The organism is Luteolibacter ambystomatis, from assembly GCF_018137965.1.
Classification (GTDB): domain Bacteria; phylum Verrucomicrobiota; class Verrucomicrobiia; order Verrucomicrobiales; family Akkermansiaceae; genus Luteolibacter; species Luteolibacter ambystomatis.
Genome location: NZ_CP073100.1, coordinates 4,725,018 through 4,746,868 on the forward strand (window position 1 = coordinate 4,725,018; position 21,851 = coordinate 4,746,868).

The following is a 21,851-nucleotide window of genomic DNA, read 5'->3' on the forward strand; positions in this document are numbered from 1 at the left end:
TCACCCGCGATTCCCATGTCCGATTCACCCTCCGTCTCTCCCGCCCGCGACAAAGACGATCCCCCGTGGGATCCGAAGGAAGGCCGCACTGCGAAGAAACGTTTCCGGAAGCTGCTGCCATGGCTCGGCCTTGGCGCGCTGGTCGCGTTGATCGCCTTTGGCATGAAGGGCAAGCCGGTCGAGGTGGAGACGGGTGCCGTCACCCGCTCCGCGCTTACCGTGCGGGTGTCGGAGGAAGGCAAGACCCGCATCCGAAATCGCCACATCATCTCCGCACCCGCCGCCGGGAAAATGCGTCGCGTCGCGCTGAAGGCGGGGGATGAAGTGAAAGCCGGGGAAACCGTGATCACTGCCATCGAGCCGGTGGTGTCGCCCTTGCTGGACCCCCGTGCCAAAGCACAAGCGGAAGCCGTGGTAGCCACCCGCGAGGCCGCGATGAAGCAGGCGGAAGGATCGCTCGATGCCGCGAGAGCCTCATCCAATCTCGCCAATGCCGATCGCGACCGCGTGCGGGCGGTGCAGATCCCGGGATCGGTGTCCAAGAGCGACCGCGACCGCGTCGAGGGCGATGCCAACGTAAAGGCCGCGCAACTTCGCTCGGCTGAATTCACGCTCCAGGTCGCCGAGTTCGAACTCGCGCAGGCCCGCACCGCGCTGGAACGACCGAAGCCGGATAGCGCCGGCAACCTCGCTGAGGTGAAGTCACCCGTTTCCGGCCGCGTGCTGAAGGTGATGCAGGAGAGCGAGGCCATTGTTTCTCCCGGGACCCAGATTCTGGAAATTGGCGATCCCGCTGACATCGAGATCGAGGCCGAGATCCTGTCCCGCGATGCCGTCACCATTCACGAAGGCGATACGGTGGAGATCGAGCAATGGGGTGGGGAGCAGGTGCTGAAGGGCCGTGTCCGCCGTGTCGAACCCGCCGGGTTCACCAAGATTTCCGCGTTGGGCGTGGAAGAGCAGCGCGTGATCGTGCTGAGCGATCTGGTTGATCCACCGAAGGAGGCGGCCCGTCTCGGCGACCGTTTCCGGGTGGAGGTGCGCGTGGCGGTGTGGCACCGCGATGATGTGCCCGTGGTTCCCGCCGGGGCGCTGTTTCGCGAAGGCAATGCATGGAAAACCTTCGCATTCCGGAATGGCAAGGCGGCCAAGGTGACGCTTGAGGCCGGGCGCACCGACGGGAGGTTTACGGAAGTCGTTTCCGGGTTGTCCACCGGTGACGAAGTGCTGCTGCACCCGCCGGATACCGTGAAGGACGGCACCGAGGTGAAGAAGCGCGAGGAGGCAAAGTAAGGCTTTCTTCGTACGTAGTTCCTCCTTCAGGAGGGCGTCTGGAATGACATCTCTATTCCAGCTGCCAAACCGGTGCAGCTCGGAAAAGGAAACCCAAAGCAGGTCTGGCAGCTGTATAGAGAAAACGTCGCTGGAAACGCCCTCCTGAAGGAGGAACTACGTACGAAGAAGGCCTCCCACCCGCAGCTTGGCCCTTTTCCAGACAAAATCCCCGGTGGTGCGCGCTGACGGCTTGTCCTCCCGCGGGAGGGGCGCTCTGATTCCGTCTTCACGCCAATGCTCCGCCACGCCTTTTATCTGCTCCCCTGTGTCGCCGGTCTCGTTCCGGTGACCGCGACCGCCAAGACCGATCCCCAGATCGAGGCATCCGTTCAGTCCGTTTATCCGGCGCTGGTGCGCATCCATGTGGTGGCGGAAGAAGGTGGCGCGGGCCGCATGCAGAAAATGCGGGCCAGCGGCTCCGGTACCATCATCCACCCGGACGGCTACATCCTCACCAATCATCACGTGGCAGGCCGGGCGACCCGCATCGTCGTGCGCCTGTCCGACCGGCAGGAAGTGCGCGCCACCCTGGTGGGTACCGATCCACTCGCAGACCTTGCGATTCTCAAGATCGACAAGAAAGATCTCCGTGACCCGAACGCGCCGCTGCCGGTGGCGAAGTTCGGCGACAGCGCCACGCTGGAAGTCGGGGATGTGGTGCTGGCCATGGGCAGTCCCGCGGGTCTTTCCCAGTCCGTCACCCAGGGTATCGTGGCGAATACCGAGATGATCGCTCCCGGCGGTTCGATGCGTCTCGATGGCGAGGCCGTGGGCGAACTGGTGCGCTGGATCGGTCATGATGCGGTCATTTTCCCCGGCAATTCCGGTGGTCCGCTCGTCAACCTGAAGGGTGAGATCATCGGCGTGAACGAAGTCGGCATCGGCAGCCTCGGTGGCGCGATTCCGGCGAATCTCGCGCGCAAGGTGGCGGATGAACTCATCGCCACCGGCAAGGTCCGCCGCAGCTGGGCGGGTCTCATCGCCCAGCCGCTGCTCAAGACCAGCAAGGAAACCGCGGGCATCCTTGTCGGCGGCGTGATCGAAGGTTCTCCGGCGGAGAAAGCGGGCCTGAAGGCCGGTGACATCATCACCGTCTGCAATGGCGCGCCCGTGCCCGCCTCGCGCGCACCGGAAGACATTCCCGTTTTCAACCGCCAGCTTTTGGAATCACCGGTCGGATCCGAGGTAAAGCTGGGCGGCCTCCGTGATGGCAAGGCCATCGAATGGAAACTCATCACCACCGAGCGCGAGCCGGCCGAGCCACGCGAGAAAGAACTGCTTTCCTGGGGCATCACCGCGCGCGATCTCACCCAGCTCATGGCAAAGGGCCTGCTCCGTGCCGATAACAAGGCGGCGGTCGTGCAAAGCGTGCGCGCGGGCGGAGCCGCCGCCGATTCCAAACCGGCGATCGTTCCCGGCGATCTGATCCTCGGCATGGACGACAAGCCGGTCACCAATCTGGCCGACCTCGTGGATGTCAGCGCCGCGATCACCAAGGACAAGACCGAGCCGGTGCCGGTGCTCGTTTCCTATGAGCACGATGGCCGGAACTACCTCACCGTCGTGAAGATCGGCCCCGAGCCGGATCCGGACAAGCCGGGTCTCGTCCGCAAGGCGTGGATCGGCGTCGATACCCAGGTCATCTCCGCCGATCTTGCCAGCGCCCTCGGCATCCAGGGTTCGAAGGGCGTGCGCATCACGCAGATTCATCCCGGCTCGAATGCCGAGAAGGCCGGGCTCAAGACCGGTGATCTGCTGCTCAAGCTGGATGGCACCGTGATCCCGTCGTCGCGGCCGGAGGACTCCGATGTCTTCAATTCGCTGATCCGCCAGTACAAGATCGGATCGGAAATCTCGCTGAATGTCCGCCGAGGCAAGGAGGACATCGTCATCAAGGTGCCGCTCATCGCCAGCCCGGAAGGCACTTCCGAGCTCGCCTCCCATACCTCCGATCCGCTGGAGTTCACCGCGCGGGATCTCGGCCAGGCCGACCGAGTGCGCGAGAAACTGCCGGACGATCTCAAGGGCGTGCTCGTCACCGCCGTGACGCCGTCCGGGTGGGCGGGATTGGCGGGCCTTTCCAACGAGGACATCCTGCTTTCGCTCGATGGCAAGCCGGTGGAGTCCATTGCCACCCTCAAAACGATTCTCGACGATGTGGAGAAAAACAAGCGCACTCCCTTCGTTCTGTTCGTGCGCCGCGGTATCACCACCCGCTACATCGAACTCGAACCGACCTGGTGAACCGCCTTCAGCCCTTTTCAATCACGATCATCCAAACATGAAACTCGCTCCTATCGCCCTGGCCGCGCTGCTCGCGGCCCCATTCGCGTCCGCGGCCACCGGCCCTCTGAAGGACAAGGCCCTCGCGCTCCAGACCGCCAACAAGGACTCGGTGGTTTTCATCAGCGCGGTGGTGGAACTCGAAGTCACCGCGGGTGACAATCCGAGCCGAAAGGAAGAAAAGAAGGTGGAGATCGTCGGTACCGTGATCGGCAAGGACGGCCTGATTGTCGGACCGCTTTCCGCCATCGATGTCGCCTCGGCGGTGGACGGCCGCACCATCAATACCCCGAAAGGTCCGGTGCAGATTTCCGCGAAGTCCAACACCAAGGAAGTGAAGATCATTCTCGCGGATGGCTCGGAAGTGCCGGCCAAGGTCGCGTTCAAGGATACCGATCTCGACCTCGCCTTCATCCGCCCGGAGAAGCCGGAGGAAGCGAAGCTCACGCCGGTGAACATCACCGACTCCGCCAAGCTGTCCTTGCTCGATGACGTGATCGTGCTCGGCCGTATGGGCAAGGACTTCAATCGCGAGCCCGTGGCGATGACCAGCGAGGTCATCTCCATCCTCACCAAGCCGCGGACCTTCGGTCGCATTGGTGCGCCATCGCTGGGCATGCCGGTATTCAACGGCGAAGGAAAGTTCATCGGTATCGGCATCAACCGCTTTCCGCCGAAGGGGGATGAGAGCGGTTCCAGCCAGGCTACGAACGTGATCCTGCCCGCAGCCGATCTGTTGGAGTCCGCGTCGCAGGCGAAGTAAGTTCCGCGAGCTATTTCCAAAGCCGCCTCTCGAATCGAGGAGCGGCTTTTTCCGTTTATAGCTTTCATTGGACCGCGGACTTCAGTCCGCGGTCCCGGTTTGGTTCTCAGAGCTGCGCGCGGTAGCGTGCCACCCGTGCGAGGAAAGCCTGCCACGCCGGATCGGATTCGCCGCCTTTCACGAGGAAATGCGGGCAGGTCTTGTGGCCCAGGTCGCGATGGTCATCGTAGCGGATCATCAGCCAGTGCTGGTGCGGTACGATCCGGGAGAGCGGGATGCCGTATCGCTTCATCAGGAGTGCGGCGAGCTTCGCGGTACGGTCCAACGTGACCTCGCGGGAGTTGCCGCGGTTCTCGCACATTTCGATGCCGATGGACTCGCGGTTGCCCTGGCCCTCGTAGTCGGCGTGCTGGCCCTGCTCGTTGCATGGCTGGGTCTGGTAGATCGAGTGATCGTCCACCGTGTAGTGCCAGATGATGTAGCCGAGCGAATTGTGCTCACCCTTGAGGCTGCCGGTGCGGAGCATTTCCGCATGGGCGCGGGCGGTGCCTCCAGCCGAGAAATTCTCCGTCGCGTGAATGGTGATGTAGCGCGGCGTCATCGGCCGGATGCGATGGCGGCCGTATGTCCCCTTTTGCACCAGCGCGGAAGTCACCCGCATGTTGCCCCAGGACGACGGTGCCTGGAGATTGGCGTCACCGCCGGTGGTGGAGACTCCGCAGGAGGCCAGAAGGCCCGCGATCGGCAGCAGGAGAAGCGCGCGTTTCATCACTCCACGTTCTGCACCTGCTCGCGGATTTTTTCGAGTTCCGTTTTCGCTTCGACGATGGTTTGGGCAATGGAGGCGTCATTGGCCTTCGAGCCGATGGTATTGAACTCGCGGAATAATTCCTGGCAGAGGAAATCGAGCGCGCGGCCCGCGGGCTCCGCCGCGTCCAGATAGTCGCGGAACTTCCGGAAGTGCGAGTCGAGGCGCGTCAGTTCCTCGGTGATGTCACAGCGGTCGGCAAACACGGCCAGCTCCTTGAGCACGCGCTCGTCGTTCGGATCGAGATCGAGCCCCGCTTCGCGGAGGCGCTTGAGAAGCATCTCCTTCTGCCGCTGCGGACGACCCGGAGCCTCCGCGGCGAGACGGTCGGCGAAGCCTTCCAGGAGCGCGAGCCGCTCCAACAGGTCTGCCTTCAGATGGCCGCCCTCCGCGGCACGCATCGCGAGCAACTGGTACATCGCGGCCTCCAGAGCGCGTTCGACCGCCTGCCACGCAAGGTCGGAATCGAGGCCGCTGTCTTCGAATGAGATCACCCCGGGTTGGCGGATGAAGTCCGCGGCCACCGGCATCACGTCGCGGTCCAACAAACGGGAAAGCTCCTTGAATGCCTTCTCCATCGAAAGGGCGAGACCGGCATCGACCCGGGCGGGCTTCGCGCCGCTGGCAGTGGGATCGAGCTTGAGAGTGACCTGGAGTCGTCCCCGCGAGGTGGATTGAGTAACGGCGCGGCGGATGCGTGGCTCGAGATCTGCAAGATCGCGGGTGCCCTGGACCACCACTTCGGATTGCTTGCGGTTCACCGCCGTGATCTCCACGGTGGCGGTGAAATGTTCCGTCGTGGCCGAGCCGCGGCCGAATCCGGTCATCGAATGCATGCCGCGACTGTGCCGGAGTCCGCGGATTTCGCCAAGGGACAAACAGAGGTTCCGTCAACCCAACGCACGCCGCACCTCGTCGACCGCCGCGTCCGCCTTCTCGCCATCCACCCACAGGGCGATGCGTTCGGCTTTCTGTCCGACGATGAGCTCCACCTTCTTCATCGGCTTGCCATTCATCTGTCCGGTCTCGCTGGCGCGGATGTCACGCACCTGTGCGCGGTCGAAGAGCTTCTCTTCCAGCACCAGGCCCTTCTTCATTTTCCTCACGGCGATGTGGCGGGTGGTGCCTTCGATGCGGGTTTCGATGCCGAGCTTGCGCGCGGACATGACGGTGACGATGCAGCCGATCACAAAGAACACGCTGCTCATCGTGATCCAGATCCCACGGAATCCGGCGTCCACGGTTTCGAAGAAACCGGGTGAACTGCCGTGGGAGCCGGACATCATCAAGAGACCGATCCCAACGAATGTTCCGCCGATCAATGCGAACAGGACGCCGAAGATCAGACCTCCCGCAGCCGATCCTGGAAGGGCCACGCTGAATATTCCCTGTGGCTGTCCGGAAGCCTGGCGCGCTCCGGTATTCTGTAAACCGGCTTGGGATTGCGGCCACACCGCTGCCTTGAAGTCCGCCACCAGCCACGCCTTTTCCTCCGGCGTCAGGCCGCTGCCGAAGCGCAGCTTGCCGGAAGATCCCTTCAACTCCACGCCATGGACCGGCTGGTAGTTCCGCGAGTAGAACACGACCTGTGAGATCGATTGCAGGCCCGCCAGCGGCAGTGATTTTTCCTTCTTTCTGCCGCTCCAATCGCGAAGCAGGGTAACGGCGCCGTTGCCGATCGTCACGCGGTGCTTCGCATTCTTCATGCGGTAGCCGAAGTAAAGCATCGCCAATCCGACCGCCCAGAAAATGCTCAGGAACCCGAGCATGGCCAGCGTTCCGCCCGCACCTGAGGCGCCCTTCACCTGCACCTTGGCATCGGGTGTGATTTTGGTGAGCCAGAGCGGAGTGGTTGCGGCGAATGTGAAGATCGCGATGAAAATGGTCCATACCCAGCCGAAGCCCACCAGGCCGCCTCCATTGCCGGAGGGTGGAATGTGCCATGTGGTGAAGCTGCCGGCTTTCTCACGTACGATGCGTGTGCCTGCAGGAGGCTGGTCCGCGCGGCCCACGCGGTTGCCATCGGTATTGCCGCGAGCCCATTCGGAAGCCGAGCCGAAGTGTCCGCACGAGAGGCAGGTGACTATCGCGTCCATCTCAGCAGGGAGCTGATGCATGACCGTGCCACACGCGGGACACGACAGGCCGCCTTTCGCGGCGAGGGATTTCAAGTGGGCCTGCTCCAGCCCGGACACGATCTTTTTGAACATCGGCACGAGGGGGAACTAACAGGAGCCTGCCTGCTTGGCCAGCAAGTGGCGGTTGGAAAACCAAGGCGGATTCCCAACCAAAGTCATCGTGTGACCCTCAACCGCATGAAGCGGTGTGGTGCGGCTTGAATGCCGACCGTATCCCGGACTTCGACCATCCGTTTGTTGGCGAGAGGAGTTTCCGAAACAAAGCCCGGACCGTTGGCAACAGCGCCATACGCACTCCTTGCGATTTCGGACCATGGCCCAGCCGGGCTGTCAGCGCTCTCAACCAGATAGACGATGTCATCACACACGGGATCACGCGGGAAGCGATAGCGCAGGAACGCTCCTCCTTCATAGTGCCCGGTTTCAGCGGGAGGCAGCGTGGCCATGGTGGAGGATGGGGCGATACCGAGTGCGTATTTCAGCAGATTGGGGATTCCGTCGTGGCGCGGGGTCGCATCGTCCGCCGCATCTCCGTCATTGGCGGTGGTGCCGAAATGGATTTTCCGCCAGTTCTCGGCACGAGTGAGGGTGGTGAATCCGGCTGATAAGGAGTAACCGTTGGTGCTGGCGCTCCCCAGAGGAGCCAAATGAGTCTCGATCAACTGAAAGAAATAGGAGGTTCCGGGCTTCAGTCCGGTAAGGGCTGTCGTGGAGGTTACAGTGGAATTGGCGGGGACAATTCCAGGAGCCAATGCGGACGTGAATGTGCTGAATGGATCTTTCAGCTCCTTCACCGTCAGAGCAAGCGTGCTCATGGAAGGCGAGGTGACGGTTACGGAGACGTCGGCGGAGCTGTCTGTGATGTTGGCAGCTTGTGCTGCAGTATAGCTGAATCTCGGATAGTCGGTGATGAAGGTGAGATCCTCGCTGTAGATGGTTGTAAAGGCTTGGTCCTTGGCACTCAGACGATAGTGATAGACGGTGGCGGGTTCGAGAGGATCAAGGAGAAAGTAGCTCGAAGTCTGCGTGATCTTCGTTCCATAGGATGCGGTTTTTCCATATTCTAGGGTGTAGTTCAAGCTTCCCAAGCCCGGCGTGATGACATTTAAGTTCACGTTGGTGGCGTTGATCGAGTTGAAGGAGGCGTAGATCGTGATGGGGGTTAACGATGTGGCGCCTATTCTTGTCCCTCCGTAAGAGGTTCCCGCGACACTTGAAGCAACGACTCGGTAACTATAGTTGCCGTTCGTCAACCCTGTGAGCAGTGTGTTGAAAGTGACTTCCGAATTCGCAGGCACGGTTGCGGGAGTGGCCGCGACCACGGTGTCGAAAGGGCCGAAGCCGTATCGTCCGTATTCAATGAATACATCGGCGGGGAATCCCTGGGTTTTGACCGTGCCACGCACCATCAGACTTGTGGAGGACGCGCCATACGATGAATCCGTAATGGCCACCAGCGTGCCGGGGGCAAGTGTGGTGAAGGTTTGATCGGCTCCGTATGCCGTCCCGAATGGATTCGTTTGAACGGCCCGGTAGTGGTAGAGCGTGCCGGGCACAAGGGTTGTGGGTATTGCGGTCGCGGTGATGGTGCTGCTGGAGGAGGAGAGAGTCGAGGGCGAGGCGGAGATACTGCTGCCGTAGGAGATGTCTGTTCCATATTCGAAAGTGATCGCGCTGGAGGCCGCATTGAGCTTGAAGGTCCCTGCGAATGTGGCTTTCACTGGTGTGATTTCCTGGGCCGGTAGTGTGGTGGTGGTCAGGGAAACGGCCGCAGTTGTGAATTGCATGTCATCGCCATACGCGCTGCCTGTCTCATTCGTGAGCTTCGCCCGATAGTGGTAGGTGGTGTTCGGGAGTAGATTGGAAAGTGCAAAGGATCTTGAAGACGATGGTGTCCGAAACTGAATTTCGGAAGAAGTGAGGCCGTAGCTGGAGGTCAGACCATATTCAATGGAGATCGTGGATAGCACTCCGTTGGTTTGGATCAAGGTTGCTGCGGCATTGGCCGAATCCGCTCGGATGAATGAAGCGCTCCCGGTTGTCACTGAAAACGGGGAGATTGATGGGGCAGTGAATTCCCGGACTTCGCCTCTGTATTCGACACCGGCCTCGTCCTTGCCCGTGAGGCGATAGAAATAGTGGCACCCGGGTATGAGGATGGTGTCGTTTCCTGTGATGGCGGTGTTGGTGGTAGTGGAGAGGGATGAAGGAGTGGTGGTGATTGTAGAGGCAGAGGAAGTATCACCCATCCAATGATGGAACTGGAGCGAAAGCTTGCCTCCCCCGGCATTTGTGCTGCCTTGGAGCGTGGCGGACGTTCCGGTGAGATTTGCGACATCGCCCGTCGTCACGAGGGGGAGCTGCCACGTCGTGAAGATCTTGTCTGCTGTTACCGCCGATCCTGCTGGACTGGTGAAACGTGCCCGGCAGTGGTAGGTGGAGCCCTGCGTCAGCCCTGTAAGGGCGACTGTGGCGTTCTGGGTGGTTCCGGAGGAGAAAGGAGTCGGATAGACCACCTGTGAGCCGTAGGAAGTTGTAAGGCCATATTCAATCACCAGCGTTGCATCCGAGCTGCCGGCGACCAGCGAAGATTGCGTCACGCTGGCTCCGGTGGCGGTGATCTTGGCAAGCGTGGTGGCTCCCGAAATGGTTGGAGCGATCGCGGGTGCCGAGGTTGTGAATGTCTGGTCGGCTCCATAAAAGATGCCGTCCGCATTCGACAGCGCGGCCCGGTAATGGAAGGTCGTGGCTCCGGTCAGTGAGGATGCGCTCTGGTTCTGCATTGTGGCGCTGGAACTGGTGATCGACGCGCCGGAGGTTCTTTTTCCGTAGGAGGATGTGGGGCCGTAGTCGAACCAGAGGGTTGAGGCTACTCCTCGTGAATTCACGGTCGCATTCAAGGTGGCAGCCATATCCGTGACGGAGGTGGCGGCATTGGTCGTTACCGTCGGAAGGTCTGTCGTCGTGAGTACTTGGTCCGGGCCCTCATAGGTGCCATCGGCGCTCGATGCTTTCACCCGGTAGTGGAATGTGGTGGCCGGTGTCAGGTTCGCCAGCGGGAATCGGGCTGTCGAAGCGCTGGTGCTTGCGGCAACGCTGAAGGAAGCGGTGGATTTTCCGTATGCGGAGGTGGAGCCGTATTCAAACCAAACGAACGCCGCTGCGGTTCCCGCCTGCACCGTTGTAGCTTGGAGCACCGTAGTGGTGGCGGTGGTGCTTGCACTTGTCGAGGCGACGCTAGGAGACATGGTCGCGCGGGCGGACATGGAGCCCAGCAAGATGGCAAGCAGCACTGAAGCCGGAGCAAGGCAAGGCCTGCATCGCGGGGCACCGGAGAAGGGGGCGGGGATTCCCATGGCCGGAAACTACGAATTTGGTTCCCGCCCTTCAACCGGAATTGGAGTTAGGGAATGTGAAGGAGACATCTCCGGTTACTTCCTCCGGCAAACCAGCCCGCCGAGCACGAGGCACATCAGGCCGCCAAGCCAGTAGCTGCCGGTGCGTTTCTTTTTCAGGTCGAGATTCAGGGTCATGGTCTTGCCGCCGTCCACCTGCACGCTGCGGCCGAAGGTGAGGACGGTGCCGCGCTGGGGCAGGGTGACATCGAGCGCGACGGGGGCGGGCTCGGCGGCGAGTTGCTGGGTGACGATGCGGTTGGCGATGGCCTTGAGCGCGGAGTTTTCATCCGCGGTGTTGCCGGCCACGTATTGGTCGAACTGCTGCGGGTTGTAGTTGTAGTTGCCCTGCAGCACCGGGTTGTCACTGGCGGCTTGTTCGATCTGGGCGTTCTGGAGTTGGGAGACTTCCGCCTTGTTGTCGAGATAGAGCCGCTGGCGGCGGGTGTTGAGGCCTAGCACCGCCTGTTGTGTCTTGAGCTGGCGGAGTTGGACGCGGGCATCTTCGTTCGAGGCGGCGTCGAGCGTATTGGCCCGGGCGGCCTTGCTGAGTGCCTGGCCGGCCTTGTCCTGTTCACCGCGGGCGAGCCAGTCGTTCGCCTGATCGAGCAGGGCGACGGCGTCCTTGGCGTCGGACGCGCGCTTGCGGCGTACGAAGGATTGGTAGTCTTCGAGGCGGAAGACTCCGGCGGAGGCTTCATCCTTCAGGTCGAAATCGCCGTCGTGTCCCGCGAGTTTCCAACCATCCGGCACCAACACGCGCCAGGTGAGGTTTTCCAGCGGAACATCGCGCCACGTGGAGTTCTCGGTGGGCACTTCCAGAGCGGGGCCTTGCAGTTTCAAGTCCGTGCCGGAACCGGCGGAATAGACGAAGCGCACCGAAGCCGGACGACCGCCTTCCGGAGCGGGGAAGACGTAGAACAACCAGTGGTTGCCTTCGCGTACCAGCGGCGCGCCTTCGTCATTCACAAGCACGTTGAAGAGACTCGCCTTTTCCGGCAGGCGCAGGCGCAGCGTCCCCTTTTCTACGACCTCCATTTTCAGATCGACCGCGGTCAACGCGTCGCCTCGGGGGGAAAGCAAGGTGGTGAGTTGTCCGGAGGCGACGCGCAGCTTCAGCGAGCCTGCGAGGTCGTGACGTTCCACCACCACCGGCAGCGGACCTTCTGCTTCCGCCACTCGGTAGGACAATCCGGGTGCGGCGGCACCGGCGGCCTGGGGCAGGGCGTTGCGGACCACGGCCCAGTCCGTCCGCTCCCAACCGCGGGGAGCGGATGGGGCTTTCAATTCGAGACGTCCGCCCGCGCGGATGGCCACGAAATACGAGAGTTGGCGTACTTGTTCCAAGATCACCGGTGCGACCGATTCCGATCCGCCTCCCTTCGATTGGCTTTGGTATTCCAGTTCAATGGCCGCATCTCCTGCCACGCCTCGCTGGAAGCGGATTTCCCAGGTGCCCGGCGTTCCGGCCACGGGCACAAGATCGCCGACGCCGGGGCCGGTGGCGCGGACCGTGCCCACTGCTGCGGCATCGAGTCCGGGGATGGTGACGCGCAGGGATTTCACCGCGGCGTTCTCGATCTTATAGCGCAGCGAGAGGTGATGAAGCATCTGCCCTTCGCGCAAGGTGACCTCATGCAGGACCTGCGCGGTCACCCAGGGATCGAGGCGCTCGACGGCCATCGCGAGCTTCCAATCGGATTGCAGCAGACGGAAGGCGAGTGCTCCGGGGCGCATGGCATCACGTGCCTGCGGATTGTCGCCCAGTTCGCGCGGATCGAGTTGCGAGACCTTGTCGCGCACCACGGCACGGACCTGGAGTCCGCGCTCTGGAACCACGATCAAGGTGCCGGTTTCACGGGCTGCTTCGCGGGTGATCACGCGCGGGATATTCCACGATGCCTGGGCGCCGGGTGGCGGTGATGCGAGCGAAAGCGAGAAGTTCTGGCGGCCCAGCGTGCGGCCGTTGAGGTGCAGCGTGACGAGGCGCTTGCCGCCGTCCTTCGATTCCGTCCAGTGGCTCAGGGCATCGCCGGTGACAGCTTCGATTTCGAGACCTTCCGGAACCTCCAGCACCACACGGAACACGCCGGTGCGGGTGATGGTCACCGCGAGATCCACGGCGAGCACCATGCGGTCCTCACCGAGTGAAAGCACCTGCCGTGATTCCACACGCAGTTCGGGTGCGACCGGAGCCACCCGCACGGTGAGGCCTGCTTCTTCCGCCCCATAGCGGAACACGCGCTGCACCAACGCAAGTGGACGTCCTTTCGGATCGGCGGGCACGAGACGTTGATCGAAGTCCTCGAGATTCACCACCGAGAGACCCTTCGGAGTCACGGTTTCAGGCTGGGCATCATCGCCGAAGCCGAGTGCCAAGAGGCCGACCTCACCCGCGGAATCCGTCACGCGCAGCGGTGAGAGCGCGAGTTCCAATGGCAGGGCCTCGGTGCCGCGCTGGCTCTCCACGGTGAAGGCGAAGGCAGCTTGTTGGGCGGGCTCGATCGCCACACGCAGTTCGCGCGTGCGGGGATCGAAACGCCAGCCACCGACCGGACCATCCGTGACATCGCCGACGGTGAAGGCCTCCGGCACGCGCAGCACCAGCGAGGTCACGCGGCCCTGGGTCGGGCGGATCGTGACGCGATGGCGACCGTTCACCACACCGGGTCCGGGCAGGAAGAGATTGGAGACCTCGGAGAAGTAGCGCGTGGTTTCCGCGCCCACATCACGCTGGCGCGGGCGGGCCTGGATCACGGCATCGGCTTGTGGAGCGAGCACCAGTGTGGCGCCGCTTTCCTTTTCGCCGACGCCCGCGAGGGGCGTGGTGGAAGCCGCCGAGGCGGAGACGAATTCCCAGCCCGGCTCGGTCCAGCGGACGGTCACCCGCTGGGTGGCGGCGGTACCGGTGGGCAGTTGCCAACCGTCCTGGGGCTTCGCCAGGGGCATCTCGAAACTGGCGCGACCGGTGCCTTTGCCCGCGGCATCCATTACGACGAAGTAGGTGTCCTTGTTGTCGACCGGCGCCTTGATCACCCGCAGGCCGGTGCCTTGGAAGTTGGAGAGCACCGCAGGCGGGCGCAGCAGCAGGAAGCGGTCGCCCGCTTCACCGCGGACTGTCAGATCGATTTCACCCTGGAGGCGGCCGTCGGTGATCTTCCATTGTTGCACGATGGATTCGGCGGCTTGAGCCTCCGCCGCGCGGACGGGTGCCGGTGCGAACCACAACAGACCCGCGAGCAGTGCGGCAGCAGCCGGAGCGGCGCGTGGCATGCGCAGGCGCGGCAGCACGGGAATCACGCGCAGCACCAGTGCGACGATCGCCAGCAGGACGAAGAACCACGGTGCGCCACCGATCTGGGCGAGCAGCCCGAGGCCGATCAATGCCGCTCCACCGCCGATGGAGAGGCGGCTGTGCTTGACCGCGCCGTGGACCATCAGGCCCAGCCCGCCAAGCACGGCGATCACGCCGAGCCATGAGACATTCGCACGCCACGGTGCGATGTTGGCCACCTCGATGCTCACCTGCTGTCCCGGTGCCACCACCGGCGCGGCGTATTCCAAGGGAGGTGGATTGAAGGTGGTGTGACGCCACACCATCATCGCGGCTCCCACGCAGGCGGCGGAAAGGGCGAGTCCGGCGATCAGCGAAGTGAAGGCCCGCCAGCGGCTGCCGCTCTTCACTCCGATGATCAAGGACGCGATCGCCAGCACGCCGATGAATGCCGCGGGCTTGCGGGCGTAGATGGCTACGCGTTGGAAGCCATTCGGCTCGCGCACCGGGCGGACGAGTTCGGCATTGCCGCCGTCCGGCAGCAGGCGGCGGTTCGCATCGCCACCGACGAGCCATTCGCCGATCACCACCGGCGCATCCAGAACAGGTGCGGCAAGCGTGGGCGAGGAGGCGCGCTTCGCCTGGGCACCGTAGCGAAGTACGACTTCCACCGGATCATTGGGATCATTCTTGGCGGGCAGCGGCACGAGGGTATCGGCTCCATCCTCGCGGGCATTGGCGGCGGTGCCATCGACGCGGGTTTCCCACAGGCGCGAGCCTTCGGGGAGCTTCAGTCGCAGAGCCGCACGACCGCGGGATTTCACGAAGAAGCGCGCATCGGTCACGATCTGGCCATCACGTGAGATCTGGCTGGAGAGTTTGAGGAAATCCACGACCTGCTCCGCGGTTTCGCCGGTGGCGAACCACTTCACATCGAGATCGATGGTGAAATCGCGGGCGGTGTATTGCCACGCGCCGAGGGTCGGAGCGCTGGTGAGCAGGCGATACTCGGGCGGCAGTTCATTGGCCTCCAGCTTGAGCAGCGGACCTTCGCTCTTCGCCACGGTGTGGTTCACCTGCAGCGGGCTGACCACCTGCACGTAGCCGCGCTCGCTCTGCACGTTCAGCGGACGCACGGCACCGGGAGAGATCACGCCGCCGCGCGCGCTCATCGGTTGTTCGAAAGTGAGCAGCACCGTGCCGGCTCCGAGCACCGGGCGCGACAGTGGCACCACCACCACATCGCCCTCGCGACGCCAGTCCTTGCCGACGCTCTGGCCGGTGATGTCGATATTGCCGATGCCCGCAGGCACGGCGATGCGCCACTCGGTGGCTGGTGCGCCCACGACAAAGTAGTTCATGAGCACGCTGCCGTAGGCGGCACCAGCCTTGAGAGAATAGAGATGAAATACATCCGCCTGCACGTTCTGGCCGAGCGCTTCGATTTTCATCGAGGCGGACCATGCCGCGTCACGCAGACGGAATGCCTGTTGCAATCCCTGTGCCTGCTTCGGAAAAAATGTCAGCGGCACTTCGGCGAGGGCCGTGGACTTCGCCGGAGTGACGCGGAAACCCGGTGCGGAAATCACGCCGACAAAACCACGGCGCGACTTTGCTCCCGGGAAATCCAGCACCGGCAGATCCCAGGTGCCGGCCTTTGCGGCCTCGTTTTTTTCAAGGCGCAGGCTCACAAGCTGGCGGCCATCCACCGGCTGGTTGAAGAGCACCTTCACGATGCGCTTTCCGCCGGTAGCCGCGCCCGCGACATTGAAGTCCGCCACCGCCGCGCCGGTCACGCCTGCCACCGCAAAGTCCTCGGGTACGGCGAGCTCCCACTCGCGCAATGGAGCCTCGCGGATATCGAGTTCCAGATCGGCGAGGATACGGCGGTCGGTCTCGGCGATTTCGTAGAGCGTGACTTCATTCACACCGACCTCCGGCAGGACCTGGTCGGCGGAGATGTCGAAGGAGCGGTCCGCGGAAGGGAAGCGATAGACCGAAGCCTGCCGCAAATTCTCGCCGCCCCCGATGGGAAATTGTCCCGGTGCGAGTTGCATCATGCCGCTGGTGTTCTGAACCTCCAGACGCACGGCGCCCTGGCTGGCCACACGCACCCAGCCGCTGTGACGCAAAGTGCCCTGTGGCGTGAATCGCAGTGGCGTGGTCTTCACCGGGAAACTGCCCAATGCGGCTTGTGCCTCGATGCGCAGTTCGCCCTCGCCTTCGATGGGGCGGTTCAGGGTGACCTCCAGACGCCGTGCGCCGCCTTCCTCGCGCACGGTCCAGCCAAGCACCTGCTCGCCTTGGACGGAGAGGATTTCGCCGGGACCATCGAGTTTTAAGGTGATCGCGTTGAGCTTTCCTTGCAGCACGCGGAAACGCAGCGACGAGAGTTCCCGTAGCAAGCCGCTGCCCACGCGGATCTCGGTGACTTCCGTGCTGGAGAAAAACAGCGCGCCCTCCGCTTCCTCGCGCGAGCCTTTCCATGCGAGATTCACGCGGCCGTTCGCAGGCAGGAAGCCGCGCCAGTTCGTGCCATCGCGTTCCGGCGCCACGGGCAACGTGCGGTCGAATGACACTTTGTCGCCGAGTCCTTCCAAACGCAGCGGCACCACGACGCCGGAGGGCAGGGTGAAGTCCGCGACGCGCCAATCGCCCTTGCGCTTCAGCGGCGCTTGAAAAGCGATGCTTGCCGGGAAGCTGCCCGCGCGATCCGCGACGAGTTCGTGGACGTAATTGTCACCCTCGCGCTTGAGCCGCACATGCCAGCCATCACCGGAGGCATCGCCCGCCAACGCCGCATTGCCGAGAAGCAGGATGCAGGTCGCACCTGCTTTGGTCGAGCGGGCTTCCGCGGTCAGGGTGAACGAAACATGGTCGCCTTGCGCGGTTCCAGTTCCGGCGAGGGTGGCATTCACCAGTTCCAGTTCGCGCGGAGCGGTGCCGCCGCGGCTGATGGCGAGTGTGAGCAGGGGCAGCGCGCTGCCTTGGAACTTGCGGTTGTTGCCACCTTCCACCGGCACGAGCCCCTCGGCTTTGAGAACCCGCAGATCCACATCGGCGGCGGGCTCCAGCGTGGCGGCGAGCGAGAAGCCGGAGGCCTTGCCGAGACCGGGAAGCAGGATCGCCGCCTCGTTGCGGCTGCCGCGCAGATCCGACCTGGTGGTGACCTGCACGGTCCAGGTGTCCGTCACTTTCCCGGTATCCGGATGAAGATCAAGGAAGCGGCTGCCATCGGCCTCGGTACGGACGGACCAGTCCTTGAGATTGTCACCGGTGACACCCGTGACTTCTCCCTTGCCATGGAGCGAGAGGGAAAGGGTTTCGGGCTTGCCTTGAAGGATCTTGAAGGCGAGGTCGAAGCGGCCTTCCGCGGCATCCAGTCCCACCTTGGTGGTGGTGCCGGCGGTGGCGGAGAAGAACAGCGGCACGGGCGCGCGCACCTTTTCGACCGGCACCAGCGCCACGCCGTTGCCGACATCGACACGGGCTTGTTCCTGGGCGGCGGCGATGGCCAGCAGGGTGATGAGGATCAGAACGATGGCTTTCATTGGGGAAAGAGGGGTGGGTGCGCCGGGCGCGGGCGGATGGACACGGACGAGGGAAAAGTCATGAGCGGGGGAGTTTCCTGATTTCTTCCGTGTCCATCCGGCCGGGTCCGGCGGAGATGGGTTGGGTTCGGGTGGTGAGTCGCGGGCGTGGTTCTCCCACCGGGATATCACGGTCCCGCGGCGCGTTGTGTAAATGGAGCGTCAATTCAACGGAGCTTCCCGGTCATGCCGGTGAGCTCGCCGACGCGGCTACTGGTGCTGTAGTAGTTCTTCACCCGGGCGATCACCGGGCTGAGGGTGGTGAAATCGGTGGCATCCGCCAGCGGGCCGCCGCGGAGTTTCTCGGCGGCAAGCATGGAGATCGTCGCGAGCTGGATGGAAGGCCGCGCCTGATCGAAGGCGGGTGTCTTCTCATCGTGCGGAATCGTCCAGGTGTTCTCGACCATCTTGTCGGAGGCGGTGTCGCGGAAGCGCACGCTCACCTCGCCGATCTCGCCGCTGCCATCCGGACGGGTCTCGACCTGATAGAGCGCCACGCCCGCTTCGTCCGCGGCCAGTTCGGCGGCGTCCACGGCATCGTTGTGGAAGTCCTCGGTATTGAGGCGGTGTTTCTCGAAGCCGATCAACTTGTAGCGGGATACGCGGTCCGGGTTGAAATGAACCTGCACCTTCACGTTCTCCGCGGCGGGTCGGAAGGCTCCGGCGAGCTGCCTGGCGAAGTTGGCATCCGCGTCCTTCGGATCGTTGACGATGTAGTAGCGACCGTTGCCGTGGCGGGTGAGTGCTTCCAACATGCGGTCGTTGAGGCCGCCCGCACCGATGCCCGCGGCATCGAAGGCAATGCCCTGCTGACGCAGCGCGGCGACCTTCTGCGCGAGATCATCTGGCTGGGCGTTGCCGAGATTGGCCGCGCCGTCCGTGAGCAGCACGATGCGGTTCTGGGCGGTGGGGTTCCTGCGCTGGATGGCGAGTTCGCCCGCGAGCTTCAGGGCTTCTTCGAGGTTGGTGCCGCCTTCGCTGGGCAGCTTGTCCACCAGTTCGACCAGCTTCTTGGCTTCGGCACCGGACAAGCGGTCCGCGAGCAGATGCGGCGTCCGCGAGAACCCCGCGAGCGTGACGGTATCGCCAGGCTGCAGCAGCGAGGCCAGCTGGGCGATGGCGGCCTTCAGCCCTTCATGGCGGTCTTCGCGTTCCATCGAGCCGGAGTTGTCCAGCAGCAGCGTGAGATTGAGAGGCTGGCCCTGGCCGCGACCGGCGGAGCCGACACGCATCGCGACACGCACGATGTTCCTCTGGGGCAGCACCGGATGCGCGGCCTGCTCGATGGCACAAGCAACCGGTTCGCCGGATGCGGGTGCGGGATCGCCGTAGTCGAAGGCGTTGTAGAACTCTTCGGTGCGGATCTGGTCCGCGGACAAACGCTCGCCGCGATCCAACGCCGCCTTCGCCAGCTTGAACGAGGCATCGCTGACATGAAGCGAGAAGGTTGAGAACGGCTCCGTGGCAGCGATGGTTTCGTCGGCGGGAACGGGTGCCGGTTTGGGAGGTGCGGGTGTGAGGCCCTCCGTGGCGTCGAGTTGTTTCTTCAATTCAAGAAGTTCTCCCGTTTGGCTTTTGAGGGAATTCTGAATGTGATCTTTGCTTGCAAGGTCTCCAAGGCTGGACCGAGAGAATTTCTCTTTCAATTTCGAGATCGCCTCGGGACTGGCGTTGTTTTCGGCAATCTGCTTTTCAGTTTTTTCGTATTCGTCGTAGAGGGCGAGTGAGGCTTTGTATCTCTGAATCACCGCCTCTTTTTCGGTGATCATTTGCTTCAAGCTTCCGACGGAAACGGATCTCTCGGCCGGCATGGATTCATCGAGCAATGACAACTCCCGGGAGCGGTCCACCTGTGCCTGCTGGTAGTCGCCATTGGCATAGGCGTTGCGTCCATCCATGAAAAGCTTGTCACCTTCCGTGACGGCATCCTCACGACGGATGGTCTCGCGTTGGGCTAGCTGACCACCATAGCCCGCTCCCGTCTTCGCGCCGTCGCTTTGGGCGGCGGATGCGGGTGCTGGGGCCAATGGATCAGCTGGCACCGCCGCTGCACGTGCCTGGGGGTTGCGCGGCGTGGAGTCCGCGGGAGGCTCGAACTCTGTAGAATAGTTGAACTCGCGAATGACCTCCGACTTGTTCGCGGACAGAGCTCCGGCTCCGGTGCGACGCATGTCCTGTTTTATGGATTCGTCGGGCGTTGACCAAACCAAGTCGGCTGGGGATCCGCCATCGGCAATTTGTCCTTTCGGGGCGGCCTTGCGCGCGGCGGCCAAACCTTCGGAAGTGAACTTCTTGGATCGTTCCTCATCCCTCGCAGTGGATTCCCCCGCCAGGCCAAGTTTGCCCGATTCACTCCGGGCGTTCTCTTCTTTCGCTGCCAGAGCCGGACCCGATGAAGGCGGGGCGGGTGTGTCAAAAGCAAGATCGGCGGCGCTCTGGTTTTTCGCGATCTCTTCGGAGAGCTTTTCCCCCTTTGCCTGGGCGACGCGGTTCGGGTTGTTCAACACCGAGTCAATGTTGTTGCGGGTGATCGTGCCATCACCCGAGCGGAGGCCACCGGTGACGACGTTGCGGGCGTCCGCGTCATTGGCTGGCACTCCGGCGATAGTCTGGCCGTCCACCGGACGGATGAAATCGGTGTTCGCCCTCGTTTCGGAAGAGGAGGCGATTTCGGTTTTGACTTCGGGCCTGGTCGGGGCTGCCGTGATGGCCGGGGCAGGCGGTGCTGCTGCCGCAAACGACATCTCGGAAGGGCCACGGGCCGAGTAACGCTGGGCAGGCGCCCCCGCCGGTGGAGTAGCAGGTTTGGCGGGTGCTGCCTTGGCGCGGCTGCGGATGGCGGACCCGCGCTCGCTATTGTCCGCGAGATCCTTTCCGCCCGCGGACCTCCAGGTCTTGTCACCGATTTCCAAGCCCTCTCCCATCGGACGGTTCGGGACGAGTTCGGTACGCCCGAGGATCTCCCCATCGGCATCCGCGATTTCAGGGAGAACCGGCTGGCTGGACGCATAGCCCTCGGCCATCGGCAGGTCGCGGCCTGCCCAGAGGGCTTCCGAAGGTTTGCGGGCGCTCATGACGCCGACACTTTCATTCACGGCCAGAGTGGCCTGCGTGTTTTTCGCCGGGGCGAAGACGTAACGGAACCCTGCGGCGAGCACCAGGCAGGCGGCGGTGGCCATCAGGGCCTGCCGGATCCACGGTTGGCTGGAGCGTTTCTGCGGCTTCAGTAGGGTGGCGGCAGCCGGGGCGCTGGGAGCGTTGAACAGCGCCTCGACCTTCGAGCGCCGGTCCGGCGACAGTTTCCATTGGTCATCGGGCGCGGTGTCTCCGGCCTCCCCCAGCAGGCCGTGCAGTGCCAGCATGCGGCGGCGGAACGCCTCGAGCTCGGGGTTCGCGGCGCACAGGCGTTCCAATTCCGCGGCTTCGAAGGCCGAGGCATCGCCGAGCACCCACGCGACGATGCGCGCTTCGATCGGTTCATCACCGACGGGCTCGAGCGGGTTGGAATCTTCCTCTTTCATGAATGGATCGTTTCGAAAATGATGGGTGGTTTTCTCTCAGCCTTCCGCGCTTTCGACGCCCATCCGGCGGAGCGAATCGGCCAGTCCTTTGAGAAGATGATGGAGTTTGTAGCCCACGTTGCCGGCGGTGAGGCCGGTGCGGGCGGCGATCTGGTCGTATTTGAGTTCCTCGCGGTATTTCAGTTCGAGGAGCTGGCGGTCGTCGTCATCCAGTTCGGAGACGATCATCCGGAGGGTGCCGACGGCTTCCATGCGGCTCAGGTCGCGGTCGGCGGTAGGAGTGGGGCCTTCCCACTCGTGGCTGTCGTCGAGCGGGGTTTCCCGGTTGCGCTGGCGGAGGTGGTTGATGGCGAGATTGCGGAGGCAGCGGTAGAGCCAGGGGCGGGGCTGCTGGACATCCGCCCAGTGCTGGTGGAGCCGCAGGAAGGCCTCCTGGACGAGGTCCTCGGCGGTTTCCCGGACGCCGGTCAGGCCGTGGGCGAAGCGCAGCAGCGGAGTTTCCTCCGCCTCGAAAACCTGGCGGAAGCTGGCTTTGTCCCCGGATGCGAGGCGTGGAGGCGCGTCCGCCTCATCGGCGGCTTCAACCGGCATCAGGGTGGTGGAGATGCGGATTTCCATGGATGACGGCATGCGCGCTCATGCTTCGTTATCTCATCAGACACGGCAGGGGGAGGTTTCTTGGAACTTTTTTCGGAAATTCCCGGAGCACGGGGTTTCGTAGATGAGGGCGCGGAGCGGTGGCGT

10 protein-coding genes are annotated in these 21,851 nt (G+C 63.3%); 3 read left to right on the forward strand and 7 right to left on the reverse strand.

The window, feature by feature from the left end; translation table 11 throughout:
• The first annotated feature begins 15 nt into the window (after window positions 1–15).
• The 3 genes from KBB96_RS18385 (at window position 16) to KBB96_RS18395 (ending at window position 4,381) form a co-directional block, all read left to right on the forward strand.
• Window positions 16–1,293: an efflux RND transporter periplasmic adaptor subunit gene (locus KBB96_RS18385; protein WP_211630953.1), complete on the forward strand. Its 1,278-nt coding sequence runs from the start codon at window positions 16–18 to the stop codon at window positions 1,291–1,293.
• A 276-nt stretch (window positions 1,294–1,569) separates the two neighbouring features.
• Window positions 1,570–3,579 carry a PDZ domain-containing protein gene (locus KBB96_RS18390; protein WP_211630954.1) on the forward strand — a complete coding sequence of 670 codons (2,010 nt, stop codon included), beginning with the start codon at window positions 1,570–1,572 and terminating at the stop codon, window positions 3,577–3,579.
• Window positions 3,580–3,616: 37 nt separating this feature from the next.
• A complete protein-coding gene (locus tag KBB96_RS18395) occupies window positions 3,617–4,381 on the forward strand; it encodes a S1 family peptidase (RefSeq protein ID WP_211630955.1) in 765 nt (254 codons plus the stop codon).
• Between the two features lie 106 nt (window positions 4,382–4,487).
• Here the strand turns inward: KBB96_RS18395 and KBB96_RS18400 are convergent, their stop codons facing one another.
• From KBB96_RS18400 to KBB96_RS18430, 7 genes are all read right to left on the reverse strand, one after another.
• Entirely contained in the window at window positions 4,488–5,150 is a 663-nt protein-coding gene (locus tag KBB96_RS18400; protein WP_211630956.1) for a peptidoglycan recognition protein family protein, read from the reverse strand.
• Complete coding sequence (locus tag KBB96_RS18405; protein WP_211630957.1) at window positions 5,150–6,016, reverse strand: YicC/YloC family endoribonuclease; 867 nt, start codon at window positions 6,014–6,016, stop codon at window positions 5,150–5,152. The genes KBB96_RS18400 and KBB96_RS18405 overlap by 1 nt, the downstream gene beginning before the upstream one ends.
• A gap of 63 nt (window positions 6,017–6,079) precedes the next feature.
• Window positions 6,080–7,399, reverse strand: a complete 1,320-nt coding sequence (locus KBB96_RS18410) for a hypothetical protein (protein ID WP_211630958.1) — start codon at window positions 7,397–7,399, stop codon at window positions 6,080–6,082.
• 83 nt (window positions 7,400–7,482) lie between these two features.
• On the reverse strand, window positions 7,483–10,575 hold the full coding sequence (locus KBB96_RS18415) for a hypothetical protein (RefSeq protein ID WP_211630959.1): 3,093 nt from the start codon (window positions 10,573–10,575) through the stop codon (window positions 7,483–7,485).
• Window positions 10,576–10,758: 183 nt separating this feature from the next.
• Window positions 10,759–17,547: a hypothetical protein gene (locus KBB96_RS18420; protein WP_211630960.1), complete on the reverse strand. Its 6,789-nt coding sequence runs from the start codon at window positions 17,545–17,547 to the stop codon at window positions 10,759–10,761.
• Window positions 17,548–17,753: 206 nt separating this feature from the next.
• Window positions 17,754–21,107 (reverse strand): YfbK domain-containing protein, encoded by a 3,354-nt coding sequence (locus KBB96_RS18425; protein ID WP_211630961.1) that lies wholly within the window; start codon window positions 21,105–21,107, stop codon window positions 17,754–17,756.
• 36 nt (window positions 21,108–21,143) lie between these two features.
• Window positions 21,144–21,725, reverse strand: a complete 582-nt coding sequence (locus tag KBB96_RS18430) for an RNA polymerase sigma factor (protein WP_211630962.1) — start codon at window positions 21,723–21,725, stop codon at window positions 21,144–21,146.
• Between the last annotated feature and the right edge of the window lie 126 nt (window positions 21,726–21,851).